The organism is Variovorax sp. Soil_C_17 (assembly GCF_057657265.1).
Genome location: NZ_JBDGIT010000010.1, coordinates 1 through 15,397, shown reverse-complemented (window position 1 = coordinate 15,397; position 15,397 = coordinate 1). Strand labels below are relative to the sequence as shown.

Genomic DNA, 15,397 nt, shown 5'->3' with positions numbered 1-15,397 from the left:
ATAACTTCTTCAAGTTCGATCGAACCAGACCGTCTGTGCGTTCATAAACTCATGGACGCCGTAGTGCCAGAGTTCTCGTCCATATCCGCTCTTCTTCACCCCTCCAATCGGGACGCGGGGATCCGACGCGGAGAATCCGTTGACGAACAGCCCACCCGTCTCCACGCGACGAGCCAGCCGCCTGGCCATTTCCTTATTCTTCGTCCAGATCGCACCGCTCAAGCCAAAGTCGCTGTTGTTCGCCAAGTCGACGGCGTCATCTACGCTCATTGCAACCGTCAACGACGCCACCGGACCGAATGTCTCCCGGTCGAACACTGACATCCCCGGCCGTACATCCCCCAATACCGTCGGCCTGTAGAAGTTGCCGGCGCCATCGATCTTCGACGCACCAATCAGGACTTTGGCGCCACTCTTGACGCTACCTTGCACCAGCACGTCAAGTTCCTCACGAAGGTCGTAGCGAGCCATTGGACCGATGTAGGTATCCTCACTTTGCGGATCTCCCACGCGCAGTTCCGAAACAGCCCCGACAAATCTGTCGGTGAACTCTTCTGCGATCGGCTCTTCGAGAATGATCCGCTTGGCCGCAATGCAGACTTGCCCATTGTTCTGGTAACGACCGACCACGGCAGCCTTCACCGCTCGGTCCAGATCCGCATCAGCTAGCACAATGAATGGGTCAGATCCCCCCAGTTCAAGAACCGTTTTCTTCAACGCCGCACCGGCCTGCGCTGCGATGGCAGAGCCCGCACCGACGCTTCCAGTCACGGCAACCGCTACGATTCTTCGGTCATGTATCGCCCTGGATGCAAGATCGTTGTTGATATTGGCGACGGTGAACGCCCCCTCAGGGAGGCCCGCATCCAGCCATGCCCGTTGCATGTGATACGCACAACCCAATACGTTGGGGGCATGCTTGAGCACATACACGTTCCCCCCAAGCAGAATGGGCACCGCGCCGCGCATGACCTGCCAGTACGGAAAATTCCAGGGCATCACCGCCAGAACCGGGCCCAACGGAAGGTAGGAGACATAGGCCTGTTGTCCGACAGCAGTTGCGCGATCGCCCAACATCTCGGCACCGTGGTCGGCATACCAATCGCACAGAGTGGCGCACTTTTCCACTTCAGCACGCGCTTGGCTAATAGGCTTGCCCATCTCGATTGTTGCCGTCTCTGCAAACACGTGAGCCTCTCGCCGCAGGACTGCTCCCATATTCTTGAGGACCTTCAGCCGGGCAGGCACTGGCATGTCGGACCAGAACTTAAAGCCCTGTGCAGCGTTCTGAAGAAGCCGGTCAAGCCCATCAGCTGTCTCGAAACGATATCGGGCGATCAGCTCGCCTGTAGCCGGATTGATCGACTGAGCGCTATCCGCGATGGTCGAGTTGGAGTTCATGGAGGATCTCATTCACAGGTTGCAACGGGGCGGCACTTCACCGCCTGACTCAAGGTTCTCTGGCCGGTCGAGCGCGGCACGTGCCAAATCTGAAATGGTGCGACTAAGCAGCCGGCGGCGGACCTTCTTCATAGTGCGGCGTGTTCGCTTCGTCGTCTAGCCAAGGAAGGTTGTGAGACATCCAAACGCTCATTGCTGCGCGAACGCCTGGATCGCTGTCCAGCGTGGCCGTCCGCAGTACGACAAAGGGACGTTCCGGATACTCGGCATAGATGTGTGAGCCACAGGTGGAGCAAAAATGTCGAAACTTGCCAGGACAGGACTGATATGAAGTGAGGTTGTCTGCGCCTGCGGAGAGCTCAAAGTCCTCTCGATTCACGCGCGCCGCAGTATTTCGCTGCGCCGCATGCGTCTTCCGACACGTCTGGCAGTAGCAATGCCAGAGATTTCCGTCGACGGCCTTCACCTTATATTGAACCGACCCACAATGACAGCTACCGGTCAGCATCGCGCTTTCCTCCAAGTTAATCAACAGACTTCGTTCCAGCAGAGACGAAAATCAGAAGCGTGCCGCTTAACGGAGCCTTGATGCCACTCCAACATCCAAAGGCCGCGCGTCTTTGCCGTGCAATGCTAAGTTCATATCTGGTATCGGATATGTGAAATCCGCGCGTACACGGCAACCATCGGAACAATGATGAGCCCGATGACTGCCTGTTGCCCGGCGAAGCTCAACCCCAGCCCGACCAGCAGTGAGGTAAGCACGGTGAGAACGAGCGATCCAAGGACAGTCAGCCCATAGCCGCCCGAGCCACCCAACAGCGAAGTTCCACCAATTACAACTGCCGCTACGGTGCTAAACAGGTAGGGATCGCCGACACCGACAAAGCCGCCACCAGAGAAGCCCAGGAGCAGGCAGCCAGTCAAAGCAGACATCCCCCCCGATATGCCGTGCACCGCGACCCAAGTACGCTTCTCGGAGATGCGCAGCCTGGAGGCGGCCACACGATTGCCTCCCAGTGCGTATATACCCCGTCCGAACCAGGTGTTTCGAATGATCCAGCCAAGCACCACGCTCAACAGCAGCCAGATGATGACTACAGGAGGGATGGGCACCCCGAAAGTCTGGCCATTGAAAGCGGCCAGGTTCGTCAGCCACTCAGGCACCGGAGCAAAGCTGGTGCCGCCGAACGAAGAGCCCAACGACGTGTAGATCTCCGCTGCCCCCTGCAGCGCAAAGCCGACCCCGAGAGACATGATCAACGCCTGTGCTTGCAGTCGGAAGCTCAGCAGCCCATTGGCACCTCCCGCAACAACACCGAGCGCAACAATGATGAGAACCGCAACGCCTGGTGCAATGCCGTCATTCATCAATCTGGGAAGCAGGATGTTTGCCGAGCCAATGACGAACGGGATAGAAAGATCCAAACCCCCCAGCAAAGCGACCAAGGTCTGGCCAACTGAAGCCAGGCCGAGGAAAGCTGCTAGAAGCAGTATGGAACGCGCGTTCTGCACCGACAGGAAGCCGCTCACCGTTGCAGCTCCAACCAGCAGGAGGGTAATCAGCAATGACCCGCCGACCGTCAAGGATCGGTTCTCGCGCATGAGGTCCCGCAACGATGCAGACGTCGTCACGGAGGAATTGGGCAAAGTTTGGGTTGCCAGCATTTCGGTCCTCCTACTTGCCCGCCGGGCGGCGGGCAGTTAATACGTTGACCAACAGAGACGCCATGAGAATGACGCCGAAGGCGAGCTTGGTCGCAGCTCCTGAGCTAGCCTCGAAATTGAATGTAGCCAGCAGGTTGGCGATGAGATACATGTTGAGAGCACCGAGGACTGAGCCTGCCGCGCCGCCTCGCCCTCCAGCCAAGCTTGCGCCGCCAAGAACAAGCGCGGTCACGGCCTGTAACGTGTATGTACTGCCCTGCGTCGGATCCCCGGACGAAACAAGAGCGGTGTAGCAGATACCCGCAAGGCCGGCGAAAGCACCGCCGAGGACGTGGGCGATGATTCGGACCTTCACCGTATGAACACCGGATGTGTAGGCCATCCGCTCATCCGCCCCGGTAAGCCGGAGGTGCGTGAAGAACGTACTCCTCCAAAGAAAAGCCCAGAGCACCAAGGCAGCCAACACAATGAATGTGACGGGCGAGAGAAGATCCTGCCCGGTCCTCCAAGCCATCATCCAATCTGGCGCCAGCCCGCCTGCCCGCGGCATGATCAAGAGATTGACGCCTGTCAGCACCAGAAACCCGGAAAGAGTGACGATGATGGGTGCCACTCGCACGTACAAGATCACCATTGCTTGCAAGAATTGATAGCCAGCACCGAGAGTGATCGCCCAGCCGAAGATCGCCAGTGGGTTCGTGAAACCACCATCGGTCAGCCAAGCAACCAACGTGACGTTGATCAACCCCATCAGCGGCCCGATCGAGAGATCAACCGATCCTCGACCAACCATGACGATGGGGGTCAGGGCCAGCGTGCACAGAACGAGAGGTGCCACGACGCTGAGCGCCCCCGCCAGACCTGTCTGGCTAAAGAGGGTCGGGCTGCGTGCGACAGCCAGGGCAACGAGTACGACGAACAAAACGATTGGTACTGCCAAGTGGCTCTGATTCGCTAACCTTGCGAGCAAGCTGAGGTTTTTCATGCCGCCACCGCCTCATCGAACGATAGTTGATTCTTCTGGTCCTGACCGAACATGGCAGCAAGCATGCTGTCCTCGTTGATGTCGCGACCGGCCAGAGATCTGAAGAGCGACTGCCCCACGAATACGTCGACGCGATCCGCGAAACCGCGAAACTCTTCGATCTCACTGGAGAGGTACACGACGGCCCCTCCGTGATCTGCAAAGTTGCGCAGTTCAGCATAGAGGTCGCGCTTTGTTCCCAGGTCTACACCTCGCGCCGGATCATTCAGCACAATCACTGCGGGATCTCGGGCAAAGGCGCGTCCGATCAACACCTTCTGCTGATTTCCACCGGACAGCGAAGTGATCTTGTTCGAAGGCCTGCCGATTTTGGTCCGCAAGCGAGCGACCTCCCGCTGGAACGCTTCAGTCAAGCCAGCTCGTCGGATCACGCCAAACGGCAGAAGATTGCGTGAATAGATACCAATGGCGAGGTTCTCGAAAATGCTTTGATCGGGAAAGATGCCCTCGCGCTTGCGATCGCCCGAGACATATGCAATGCCCAATCGCTCCGCGGAGGACAATCCGTCAAGCACGTGTATGCCTGAATGGGTGCTCACTTTGGGCGTACCGCCTTGCGCCACCTTGAGCCCAGCCAGCACGCGCACAAAGTCATCCTGTCCCTGCCCGTCGAGTCCTGTGACGCCCACAATCTGCCCGGTCTCAAGGGAGAAGGAGAATGCACGGGACTGACCATCGAGGCGAATGCCATACGCTTGCACGATGGGCCGCATGTTGGCGCTTCGCTTTCTTCGTTCGATCGTCGGAGCAGCCGCCACACTGCGGTCGGCTGGAGTCATCATCTCGAGAAGCTTTTCCTCAGTGATGTTTCTCTTGTCGAGGAGTCCCACCACCTGGCCATCGCGGAGAATTGTGGCTCGATCCGCGATGCGCACCAGCTCAGCGATCCGATGTGTGACGATAAGAATCGTGCAGCCCTCACTTCGAAGTTCGTCAATTGCGGTGTGAAGGCGTTTGGTTGCATCCAGATCCAAAGCCGCGGAAGACTCATCCAGAATCAGGATCTTGGGGCGCCGGAGAATAGCTCTCGCAATGACAATCCACTGCTTGATGTTGAGCGGCAAGGTGCCAACGGTCGCGTCGAGGTCGACTGGTGCGCCAACGAAGCGCTCCAAAAGGACGGCGGCCTCAACCGATCTTGATGAGCTCGCCCGAGCCAGCCCGAGAAGCGGATCACAACCAACATACAAGTTGTCCAGGACCGAAGCATCATCGGCCACCAGAACCTCTTGAAAGATGGTCGCCACTCCGACTGCGCGCGACTCGATCGGGTTGCCCGGAGTCGTATCGAGAACAGTCACCTTTCCCTCGTCCGGCAAGAGCACCCCAGACATAATCTTGACTAGCGTGCTCTTACCGCAGCCGTTCTCGCCGACGATGGCATGCACCTCGCCGGCCACGGCCTCGAAATTGACCGAGGTCAGCGCTCGGGTCTCGCCAAACGACTTCGAGACGTTGTTCAGCCTGATGGTGACGGATGTGAGTGAGCTCATGACGACCCCTCGTTCAGCATTTTTCGGAGGACTTTCCAGCCTGCAGCATGGATGCCGGCCGGATGTGTATGCCGTCTACTTGGCCGGGCGCCAAGTGAGTGGATCTGCCGGGCGATGGAAATAGCTGTCAGCGACCGGCGTAGGCCACCAGCCATTGTTCGCTGGCTCCAACCAGTCGGCGGAATTCACGTCGCAGTCCTCTTTGAGCGATGCATTCACGTCGCTGATCGTGTATGGAATTACCGGACGCAGAATCGACTGGATCTTCGGGCCCTGCCCTTCCAATGTGCGCATCATCACGTCCCAAACGAAGCGAGCTTCCGAACGGGGCGGCCAGATATGAAAACTTGCACTCACGAACTTCGGGTTCTTGCGCCAGTAGCAAGCAGCAGAAGCTTCGCCGCCGAGGACGATGGGCATCATCTCGCGGCCCGATTGCTGAACCGCCTTAACAACACCGTTCTCGGCCGCTGACTGCACGATGATGCCGTTGATCGCTCCCGGATTTGTTGCCAGGAACTTCTGCACTTCCACTTGAGCAACCTGGTCCGTCCACTTGCCGGCGACATTGCCAACGAGCTTGATGTTCGGATACTCCTTCAACGCGGCCTTGGCGCCGACGTCAAAGCTGTCTGACGAAGCAAAGCCCGGGATGCCAGATACGAGAAGCGCATTGCCCTTTTCTCCCATTTCTTTTGCCAGCCACTTCGCCGTTTCGTAGCCACCCTGCATGTTGTTCTCTGTCGCGTTGATGGCGTACGGCGAAGTGACGTACCCCGAGAATGAAAACACAGCGACGCCCTTTGAATGCGCATACTCAACCGTCTTGTTGATAGCTGTGACATTCGAGCAGCAGATGATGATCGCATCGACACCGTCATCGATCATCTGGCGCATCTGCTGAATCTGGACAGCGTCCTTCAAGTCGGACTGAGTGACGACCAACTCGGAGATAAGACCAGCCTGCTTGTACTTCGGCAGCAGCACCTTCGTCATCTCATCGAGAATCGCCGCGCGCCACGTGTTTCCTGCGTACGTCGAGGCGTAGCCGATCTTCCACGGCGGCCCCTTCTTTGGCTTGAAATCCTTTAACTGGCTCGGCCCCAGAGGCAACTGCGGGTCAACCATCTTGTACACGGCCTGCTGGTCCGCAGATAGATCCTTGACAGCGCTCGCGCTTTGCCCGAAGGCGGAAACAGCGAACAAGCCGCAGACGCAGGCCGAGAAAAATGCAACGAACTTCGAAACTTTCACGATTGTCTCCTCTTAAAACCCTGACAACAGTCATCCCAGCGATGACACGGCTCTCGACAGAGCCTCATCGCGCAAGATGGGTGAATTGCTTGAACCGACTCCTATAGCCGTCGGACTAGGCTGATTAGCGGCGAAGCCCCTCTTGCTTGAGCAGTGGCATTACGCGTTCATTGAAGAACGGCAGTTCCTCGTTGTAGTCGACCATCGTCAGCAGCGCCCCGTCAACGCCGGTTTTGCTCAGCTCAACGAGCTTGTCGGTCACCTGTTCAGGCGTCCCAACGATCGGCCATCCACCCCAGCCGGCGATAAAGCGCTCCTTGAATTTCTTGTACATTTCGTCCGAATGGTTCTGCGACTGAACTTGCAGAACCTGGCAGATGTTCTCGCATGCGATCCAGTCTCCACGCTGCTTGACGAAGTAGTCGTAGTACTCGAGCGCTTCTTTCTCGGTCTCGCGGACAACCACAGGGCAAGAAGTAAAGGTTCCGAGCTCGCGCTTGAACTCATTTCGCGCGAGGTTTTTCGCCTTCTTTACCCATGCGGCGCCTGACTCCATGTCTTGCATGAATCCGAAGTTGAAGTCGCAGTACTTGGCCGTGAACTCCAAACCCTTGCCCGACGACCCGGCGCAGATCAGCACCGGGCGCCCAGCCTGACTGTTGTATGGTTTGGGCTCACTGAAGGCGTCCTTCACCTTCAGGAAGTTCCCGTCGAAGTTCACGCCGTTGCGCTGCCACAGCTGGCTCACGATATTTAGCCACTCGTCGGCGTAGTCGTAGCGAGTATCGTGTTCCATCATTTCACGACCGAACATTTCCATCTCCGGTGTGAACCAGCCGGTCACCAGATTTAGGCCATAGCGACCCTTGGAGATCCGGTCGATGGTCGTCGCCATCTTGGTGGCAACGATGGGGTGCAGCGTAGGGATGTGCGTTGTGGAGAAGAACTGCAGCTTGGAGGTCACCGCGGCGAGTGCGGCAGCCCATGTGAACGTATCCATGTTCACGCCATTAAAGTTCGTCTCGCCACCAAACCCGCGCCAGCGGGCGATCGGAACCATGCACTCCCATCCCGCCGCTTCGAGCTGCTGCGCGATCTTGACGTTGTGTTCGAACGTTGGCTCGAACGTTGACTCGGCCGTTGTAATGGCACATGCGTTCGAGCAGTTCGTACCAAATACGCCCAGCTTCAGCTTGTTGTCGTTGAACATGGGATTGCCGGCTTCTCGGAAGGCTTCAACTGTGGTCATCGTCATCTCCTGCTTGGTGGTCAGACCTTCATGTCGTCAAAAACTTCCTGCGCGATGCGGAATGCGTCGATTGCGGCCGGGACCCCGCAGTAGATCGCAGCCTGCAGGAAGACTTCGCGAATCTCTTCCTTCGTAAGCCCGTTGTTGATCGCTCCGCGAACGTGCAACTTCAGCTCGTGCGGGCGGTTGAGGGCGGTGATCATTCCAAGATTCAGGACGGATCGCTGCTTTCTCTCGAGTCCTGGCCTATTCCAGATTTCGTCCCAGCAGTACTCGGTCACGAGTTGCTGCATTGGCCAGTTGAAATCCGTCGCCTTGCGAATCGACTCGTTGACATAAGCTGTTCCAAGAACCTCTCGACGGGTATCGAGACCTCGCTTGAACTTCTCTGTCAGCGGTCGGTCGTTAGCAGTATTCATCTGGGCACTCATGTGGTTAGTCCTTGAGTTGTGCCGCACAGCGGCGGGATTGGGAATGCAAGTGCTTGCAATTGCAAACTTGCAGACTGAGTTCAAGCTTCGCAACGTTCTTGTTGAAGCTCCGCTTGAAGAGTTGAGGAAACGGATAACTTCAGCTTTCGGTAGGCGATCAATGCATCGATCGTTATGACGGGCAACCCGTACGCACGCGCGACGAGATCGATGTCTACTAGACGGGACATCGTTCCGTCTTCGTTGACCAGTTCGCAAATCACCGCCACTGGGTAAACCTCAGCGAGCTTGCATAGATCGACTGATGCTTCGGTGTGACCCGCTCGCTCGAGCACGCCGCCCTTCCTAGCGCGCAGCGGAAAGATGTGTCCGGGTCTGGCAAGCTCTTTCGAAGTTGTTGATGGATCGGCGAGGGCCCTGAGCGTTGCCGCCCTATCGTGCGCCGAAACACCAGTTGTGGTTCCTTGTAGAACATCAACCGTGACGGTGAATGCAGTCCTCATCGCCTCGCTGTTCTTCTCCACCATAAGGGGCAGCTCAAGTCTTTCGGCAATATTCGCGGGCATGGGCGCACAGATGATCCCCGTGCAGTGGCGCGTGATGAAGGCAATCTTCTCCGGTGTAGCGAACTGAGCTGCAAGGACGATGTCGCCCTCGTTCTCGCGGTTCTCGCTATCGGTAACGATCACCATTCCGCCCGAGCGAATCGTTGCCACCGCCTCCTGGATGCTGCTAAGCCTCATGCTTCGGTCCCCGCTTTCTTTGATCAGAAAGTTTGAACAATGCAATCAGGAGGGCTCCCGATGGTGTCCGGGCCGCCTGAAAAGCAAGGCCAGCGGAGTGCCGATGGCCGGTTCGCCCCAGACCCGGCTTGACTGGACCCTATCGAAGGGGCGTGCCGGCCTTGACCCCAAAGCGGCGCTTGCCGCACGGTCCTGCAACCGCTATCCAGACTGAGTTTCACGTCGTCTCCTCAGGTTCATGTGGCAATGCTATCAGACAATCTGCTCAACTGTCAAAGTCGGAGCGGGCTAAATTTAATGCGGGTTTTCACTGATAGCGGCTGCCTGGAAGCCTGGTTTGGAGCAGCTCGCAAGAACGCTTTGCCTGCCAGATGGGCCACCAGGTCTTCAGAGGTGGACTTTCGAAGCCGCTGGCACTTTGACTGATTGACAGAGAGCAGCGCTGCGAATAGCATCCGGAAGTATTGGCAGATTGTCTGCTTGTGTCGCTTCCAGAATGGAGTGTAGGAATGGACTTGCTGAACAAGACTTGCATCGTTACGGGCGGCGCAAGTGGCATTGGCCTCGCTACGGTCGAGCTCTTCGTTCGACATGGTGCGAACGTCGTTATTGCCGACTTCAACTTCGACAAGGCTGCTGCGGAAGCTGAGCGCCTAGGCCCGAAGACTTTGGCTGCTGCCTGTGACGTTTCCCAATCGACTCAGGTGGCGCAGATGGTCGAGAGCACGCTGGGCAAGTGGGGGCGCGTAGACGTTCTGATAAACAACGCGGGGTTCGGCTTCACCGGCAACGTAGTGACCATTAAAGAGGAGGACTGGGATCGACTGATGTCAGTCAACCTTAAGGGGGTCTACCTGTGCTGCAAGTACGTCGTTCCGGTGATGCAGCGCCAAGGAGGCGGGACGATCGTCAACACCAGCTCCTATACCGCAACATCTGCCATCGCGAACCGCACCGCTTACGTGGCCTCCAAAGGCGGAATCTCCGCCCTCACAAGAGCGATGGCGCTTGACCACGCCAAGGACAACATCCGAATCAATGCCGTTGCGCCGGGCACCATCGATTCACCCTACTTCAGCAAGATTTTCCAGGAGGCGGCGGATCCCCCCGCCCTGAGGCAGCAATTCAATGCGCGAGCGGCCATGGACCGAATGGGAGAAGCGGTCGAGATTGCTGAGGCAATTCTCTTTCTGGCGTCATCTCGATCTAGCTTTGCAACGGGCAGCGTCCTAACGGTCGACGGCGGCTCCTCGGTGGGGAACCACCTCGTCTCCTAGCATCTCCCGGAGGAACATCCCATGAGCACGCCAAGAGTCGTTGGCATCAGTGGCAATTTCACGGGGCCATCGCGCACGTTTAACTTGGTTGAGGCCTTGGCAGCGAAGACGGCCGCCGCGCTTGGCCAGCAATACGCATGCTTCGATCTGCTTGATGCGGGCCCGACCCTCGGAAGCACCTACGCGCGCTCGGATGCGCAAGGCTCACTCGATCGAGTACTTAGTGAGATTGAACAAAGCTCAGCATTGATCGTAGGGTCGCCGGTGTATAAGGCGTCCTACGCAGGGCTTCTGAAGCACTTGTTCGACGTGTTGGACATGAACGCACTTAAAGGCCGCCCCGTCATCGTTGCAGCGACGGGCAAGGCGCCTCAGCACGCTTTGATGGTCGACCATCAGCTTCGCCCGCTCTTCGCCTTCTTTCAATCGAATGTTGTCCCGACCGGCGTGTTCGTGACGGACGCTGACTACTCAGCAGATGGGCATTTCGGCGACAGGATCCTGAAGCAGATCGATGCCGCGAGCGCCGAAGTTTTGCGCTTGGTCATCGGAGCTAGCTGCGTCGCATCAGGTCCCGGAAAAGGCACCCCCTGCGGTGGGGTTTAGGTGCATTGTAAGATTGTCCGATCTTAACAGGCATTTGCTATGACCACTTCAACCAGCCAAGTCGATCTTCATATTCCAAAGCAAAGCGCAACGTTGCGCTTGGCGGTGGAGGAAAAGATCCGGAAAGCAATTGCCTCCGGCATGTTTCGCCCTGGGCAACGTCTGGTCGAACGGGAACTTTGCGAATCGATTGGCGTTGGTCGAACTTCTATCCGGGAGGCGTTGAGGCAGTTGGAAGCCGAAGGATTGATCACAACGTATCCGCATCGCGGGCCGGTTGTGAGCGTGATTACGTACTCTGAGGCCGAGCAGTTGTACAAAGTCCGCGCATTGCTTGAAAGCTTCGCCGGCCAAGAGTGTGCCGAGCGCGGCTCTCCAGAAGGCATCGCTTCGCTCGAGGCAGCATTGGCGGACTTTGAATCGGCTGCAGCTAGAAATGACAAGGTTGCGCTGATCGAAGCCAAGACTCATTTCTATGACTGCATGATGAGCTGCAGCGGCAACATGTTCGTTGGTCAGATGCTGACCCTACTGCACAACCGTGCGACATTGCTGCGGATCACATCCATGACCCAACCGGGGCGCCTCTCGCACACCGTCCAAGAAGTCAGGGACATTGTGTCGGCCATCAAAGAAAGAAACGGCCCGCGAGCGGCTGCCGCCTGCAAATACCACATCGAGATGGCGTCAAGAACTGCGCTTGAGTTCTTGCGCCACAGTCAATCAAACGAGTTTCAGCCTAGCTCCCAGCAAGGCAAGAGTACGAAGACCACCGGCGGCAGGATGAGGCGACCGGCTGGCCCAACCACGAGCGCGGTGACTTCGGACCCGCACCAGCATAACCACCACGTCGGAAGAAGGGCCCGCTGACCCTTCATCCGGCGAAACTCTTCAAAGGGAAGAGGAATGTCTAAACAAGCCAAGGAACTCCATCGCCGAATCGCATCCGCCCTAGAGGACAAAGAACTCGCAAGACTCTGTCCTGGACTAGCGCTTTCGATCTCCATTCAAGTTGGAGCGCACCAGTTCCGACTGAAATTTCTGGACGGCAAGGCGTGGATTGACGACAGCCGAGATGCTGAATTGCGGCTCATCGCGCCTAGTGAGACTTGGGCCAACACACTTGAAGTTCCTCCACCCCCCCGCTACCACGCGTTCACTGCGTTCCAACTCGCCAACCCAGAGTTTCAACTGCTCGGTGATCCCAAGCTCTGGGCGCAAGCCCGACCTGCGCTCGAGCGTCTCTTCGAGCTCGTGTGCCAGTCTCCCTCAGCACCTGCACCTGGCAACGTTCGGGACGTCGGCCAGATCGTTGGGCGATACCGCCGGCTCACGATGAACGGGAACCATTGCGACGTGTACTTTGAGGAGGCGGGCGAAGGGACGCCAGTCCTTTTCCTCCACACGGCGGGAGCGGACGGTCGCCAGTACTTTGGGCAACTAGCTGATGTAGAACTTGCAAAACGATACAGACTGATTGCAGTCGATCTTCCATTTCATGGCCGCTCCATGCCGCCTTTTAGCTGGTCTGGAGAGCCCTACCGATTGACGACTGAGATATATCGCGCCTGGTGTTCAACAATTCTGACGGACCTCATTGGCGAGAAGGCTATCGTTGTCGGCGGCTCTATGGGCGCCGCAATGGCCATGGTCCTAGCGGCAGACTGTCCGGAATTGGTGAGCGGTATTGTTGCGGTGGAACCACCATATCAGTCCAAGGGCCGACGGAACCCTTTCCAGAATCACGTCGAAGTACACGGTTCGCTTCACAATTCGAGTTACGTGCGAGGCTTGATGAGCCCAACAAGCCCGCAAGCCGATCGTCGGCGTGCTAGTTGGATCTACTCGCAAGGCGCCCCAGGCATCTATCCAGGTGACCTTGCTTTCTATAGCGATGAGTTCGACGGAGAGGTGGTGGCACCAAGAATCGACGCGGCCGAGACCCCCGTGGCTTTTCTTTCCGGCACCTACGACTACTCAGCTACGCCGGAAGATGGCGCAAGACTCTCCGAGCTAGTTCCTGGATCCCTTTTTGTAACTATGGATGGGCTCGGTCATTTCCCGATGTGCGAGAACCCCGACCTATTCAGGGGTTATCTCCTGCAGGCGCTCAGATTTGTCGAGTCGGAATCGGCACGCGTCGGGTCAAGCACCTCTATCAGCGGCTAGTGTAGTACGTCACTTTGTTCTGTACTTGTCAACGGGTCGATCAAGCTTTGCGTCCGACACAATTCTCGGCCGGATAAAGACTCGAGTTACGCGTTGCGGGCAGCATTTCCTGGAGGTTTTGGTATGTCCGAGTATGTGAGTTCACTACCTTTGAGCACATCACACGGGTTCTGCCGTGTCGCATCGTGCGGAATGGAATCGGCATGTTGATCACCCTGCGGAGCGTGCCCTTGGGACAGGATTCTCGGATCGTCATTGCGTGCATACGTGCATGCATCTGGGCCAGTCTCGAAAACCGGCCTTTCTGTCCTCTCCACAATGGCGTGCGCGATTTGACGCATCGCGGTGCGGACGAACTCGTTGGTCAGCGATCCTTAGATGGAGGTGACCTGCCTACGGGCGTGAGTGCAATGAAGTCGAGCGCACCACACTAGAGACGGACCACCGACGGAGTATCGCTATGCGTGCGTGAGTGGCCCCGCGATAACTTTTGAGATTCGTAGTGTCGTACAAGAAGGCGTCAAACAAGATCTGTCTTAATGGAGGCAAGGTGAGCCGAAATGAACCCTTTGAAACCGATGCGCGAGCGCCGCTACGCGACGTCAAGGTCATCGACTTGTCCAGGCTAGTGTCCGGCAACATGCTGACTCACGTCCTCTCCGATCTTGGCGCAACCGTCATCAAGGTCGAGGCGCCATTCAAGGGAGACGAACTGAGAGCCTGGAAATGCGAAGGCATCAGCACTTACTGGATGGTTTACAGCAGAAACAAGGACAGCATTGAACTTGATTTGAGAAGACCTGAGTGCATGCGTCAACTGCACGCACTACTGGCGGGCGCGGACATCCTAGTCGAGAACTTTCGCCCGGGCACACTTGAAGCGATGGGGCTAAGCAGAGAGACCTTGCAACTGATCAATCCCCGACTGATCGTTGTTCGCATATCTGGCTGGGGGCAAACAGGCGCGTTTGCCAAGAAGGGCGGCTATGGTTCGTTGATTGAAGCTATGAGCGGCTTTGCGGCGATGAATGGGTATAGCGATAGGCCTCCGGTCCTGCCCCCGTTTGCAATGGCCGACTCTGTGGCTGGAATCTATGGGGCCGTCCTCGCCCTTGCTATGCTTCACGGCCAGCGTGCAAGTTCGACTAAGTCCGTGCAAGAGATCGACCTATCACTGTTCGAGCCTCTATTCTCGATATTGGGGCCTCAAGCGGCCGAGTTTGAGTTGACAGGTAGCGTCGTTGAGCGCTCTGGCAGCCGTTCGCCGACACACGCGCCCCGGAACGTCTATCGCACCAAAGACAGGCAGTGGGTGGCCTTGTCTGCAGCAATGGAAGGAACCCTTGGTCGCCTTTTTGACGGGATAGGCTATCCCGAGGGTCGATCAGATCCAAGGTTCTCAACGCACGAGGCGCGTCTTCGCAATGCGGATGCGTTAGATGGTCTAATTCAAGAGTACCTTGAGGGTCTCTCGTTGGAAGAGGCGTTGACCTTCTTCTCCGAGCGTGACATCACCGCGGGACCGGTTTGCGATATAGCGGACCTCGTTGAGCACCCTTTTGTTCAGAATGCAGGTTTGCTAGTAAAACAAGAGACGCCCGACGGACGCTCGGTTTCAGTCCATGCTCCCCCCTACAAGATCAACGGCAAGCGTCCGGCGATTCGAAGAGAGGCGCCTAGTCTTGGTCAAGACAACGGTCGCTGGCTTCAGGATTTCGAGGACCTGCCGTCTTGACGCCAGATAACTTTGACGTCAGAGCCAAGCCAGTAAGCGTCCCGTTCTCCCACCCCGCCGGCCGCGGATGGTCGATGCGAGTCGACCCTCAGCGCGTGGATTGCCAGTTGTGGGGAAGAAGGTCGTCGATGCGGCTGTTCAACTGCGTTGGCAGCCTGGTCAGGACATCGTTGAGGTAAGCCCACGGATCGTGCCCTTGGAGCTTTGCCGACTGGACCAGGCTCATCACGATCGCGGCGCGCTGCCCGGCCCCGATCGACACTTCAAACTCCCCCACCCGTGGACACTCAAATTCCTCCAGGGCAGGACGAGGATTGCATTATTGA

At 57.4% G+C, this 15,397-nt stretch carries 14 protein-coding genes and 1 pseudogene; 5 read left to right on the top strand and 10 right to left on the bottom strand.

Features of this window, described 5'->3' with window-relative positions:
• Positions 1-9: 9 nt before the first annotated feature.
• The 9 genes from AC3A6Y_RS29355 to ribB all read right to left on the bottom strand — a co-directional run bounded on the left by AC3A6Y_RS29355 (position 10) and on the right by ribB (position 9,284).
• Positions 10-1,401 (bottom strand): NAD-dependent succinate-semialdehyde dehydrogenase, encoded by a 1,392-nt coding sequence (locus AC3A6Y_RS29355; RefSeq protein WP_487871749.1) that lies wholly within the window; start codon positions 1,399-1,401, stop codon positions 10-12.
• A gap of 103 nt (positions 1,402-1,504) precedes the next feature.
• A complete protein-coding gene (locus AC3A6Y_RS29350) occupies positions 1,505-1,909 on the bottom strand; it encodes a GFA family protein (protein ID WP_487871748.1) in 405 nt (134 codons plus the stop codon).
• A 131-nt stretch (positions 1,910-2,040) separates the two neighbouring features.
• Entirely contained in the window at positions 2,041-3,069 is a 1,029-nt protein-coding gene (locus tag AC3A6Y_RS29345) for an ABC transporter permease (protein WP_487871747.1), read from the bottom strand.
• A gap of 10 nt (positions 3,070-3,079) precedes the next feature.
• Positions 3,080-4,054 carry an ABC transporter permease gene (locus AC3A6Y_RS29340; protein WP_487871746.1) on the bottom strand — a complete coding sequence of 325 codons (975 nt, stop codon included), beginning with the start codon at positions 4,052-4,054 and terminating at the stop codon, positions 3,080-3,082.
• On the bottom strand, positions 4,051-5,607 hold the full coding sequence (locus AC3A6Y_RS29335) for a sugar ABC transporter ATP-binding protein (RefSeq protein WP_487871745.1): 1,557 nt from the start codon (positions 5,605-5,607) through the stop codon (positions 4,051-4,053). Before AC3A6Y_RS29335 ends, AC3A6Y_RS29340 begins: the two co-directional genes overlap by 4 nt.
• Before the next feature lie 75 nt (positions 5,608-5,682).
• The gene (locus AC3A6Y_RS29330; RefSeq protein ID WP_487871744.1) at positions 5,683-6,861 is read right to left on the bottom strand and encodes an ABC transporter substrate-binding protein; all 1,179 of its coding nucleotides are present in this window, start codon (positions 6,859-6,861) and stop codon (positions 5,683-5,685) included.
• 124 nt (positions 6,862-6,985) lie between these two features.
• Positions 6,986-8,110 carry an LLM class flavin-dependent oxidoreductase gene (locus AC3A6Y_RS29325; RefSeq protein ID WP_487871743.1) on the bottom strand — a complete coding sequence of 375 codons (1,125 nt, stop codon included), beginning with the start codon at positions 8,108-8,110 and terminating at the stop codon, positions 6,986-6,988.
• A 20-nt stretch (positions 8,111-8,130) separates the two neighbouring features.
• The gene (locus AC3A6Y_RS29320) at positions 8,131-8,541 is read right to left on the bottom strand and encodes a carboxymuconolactone decarboxylase family protein (protein ID WP_487871742.1); all 411 of its coding nucleotides are present in this window, start codon (positions 8,539-8,541) and stop codon (positions 8,131-8,133) included.
• An 80-nt stretch (positions 8,542-8,621) separates the two neighbouring features.
• On the bottom strand, positions 8,622-9,284 hold the full coding sequence (gene ribB, locus AC3A6Y_RS29315; protein ID WP_487871741.1) for a 3,4-dihydroxy-2-butanone-4-phosphate synthase: 663 nt from the start codon (positions 9,282-9,284) through the stop codon (positions 8,622-8,624).
• Positions 9,285-9,793: 509 nt separating this feature from the next.
• Here ribB and AC3A6Y_RS29310 point away from each other — a divergent pair.
• From AC3A6Y_RS29310 to AC3A6Y_RS29290, 5 genes are all read left to right on the top strand, one after another.
• Entirely contained in the window at positions 9,794-10,561 is a 768-nt protein-coding gene (locus AC3A6Y_RS29310) for an SDR family oxidoreductase (protein ID WP_487871740.1), read from the top strand.
• A gap of 21 nt (positions 10,562-10,582) precedes the next feature.
• Positions 10,583-11,167 carry an NAD(P)H-dependent oxidoreductase gene (locus AC3A6Y_RS29305; RefSeq protein ID WP_487871739.1) on the top strand — a complete coding sequence of 195 codons (585 nt, stop codon included), beginning with the start codon at positions 10,583-10,585 and terminating at the stop codon, positions 11,165-11,167.
• A 39-nt stretch (positions 11,168-11,206) separates the two neighbouring features.
• Positions 11,207-12,037: a GntR family transcriptional regulator gene (locus AC3A6Y_RS29300; protein ID WP_487871738.1), complete on the top strand. Its 831-nt coding sequence runs from the start codon at positions 11,207-11,209 to the stop codon at positions 12,035-12,037.
• A gap of 36 nt (positions 12,038-12,073) precedes the next feature.
• Complete coding sequence (locus AC3A6Y_RS29295) at positions 12,074-13,336, top strand: alpha/beta fold hydrolase (RefSeq protein WP_487871737.1); 1,263 nt, start codon at positions 12,074-12,076, stop codon at positions 13,334-13,336.
• Positions 13,337-13,886: 550 nt separating this feature from the next.
• Positions 13,887-15,071, top strand: a complete 1,185-nt coding sequence (locus AC3A6Y_RS29290) for a CaiB/BaiF CoA transferase family protein (protein ID WP_487871736.1) — start codon at positions 13,887-13,889, stop codon at positions 15,069-15,071.
• Positions 15,072-15,159: 88 nt separating this feature from the next.
• On the opposite strand, the pseudogene AC3A6Y_RS29285 reads toward AC3A6Y_RS29290, so the two are convergent.
• Positions 15,160-15,321, bottom strand: a pseudogene (locus tag AC3A6Y_RS29285) (transposase domain-containing protein); the annotation flags it as partial.
• Between the last annotated feature and the right edge of the window lie 76 nt (positions 15,322-15,397).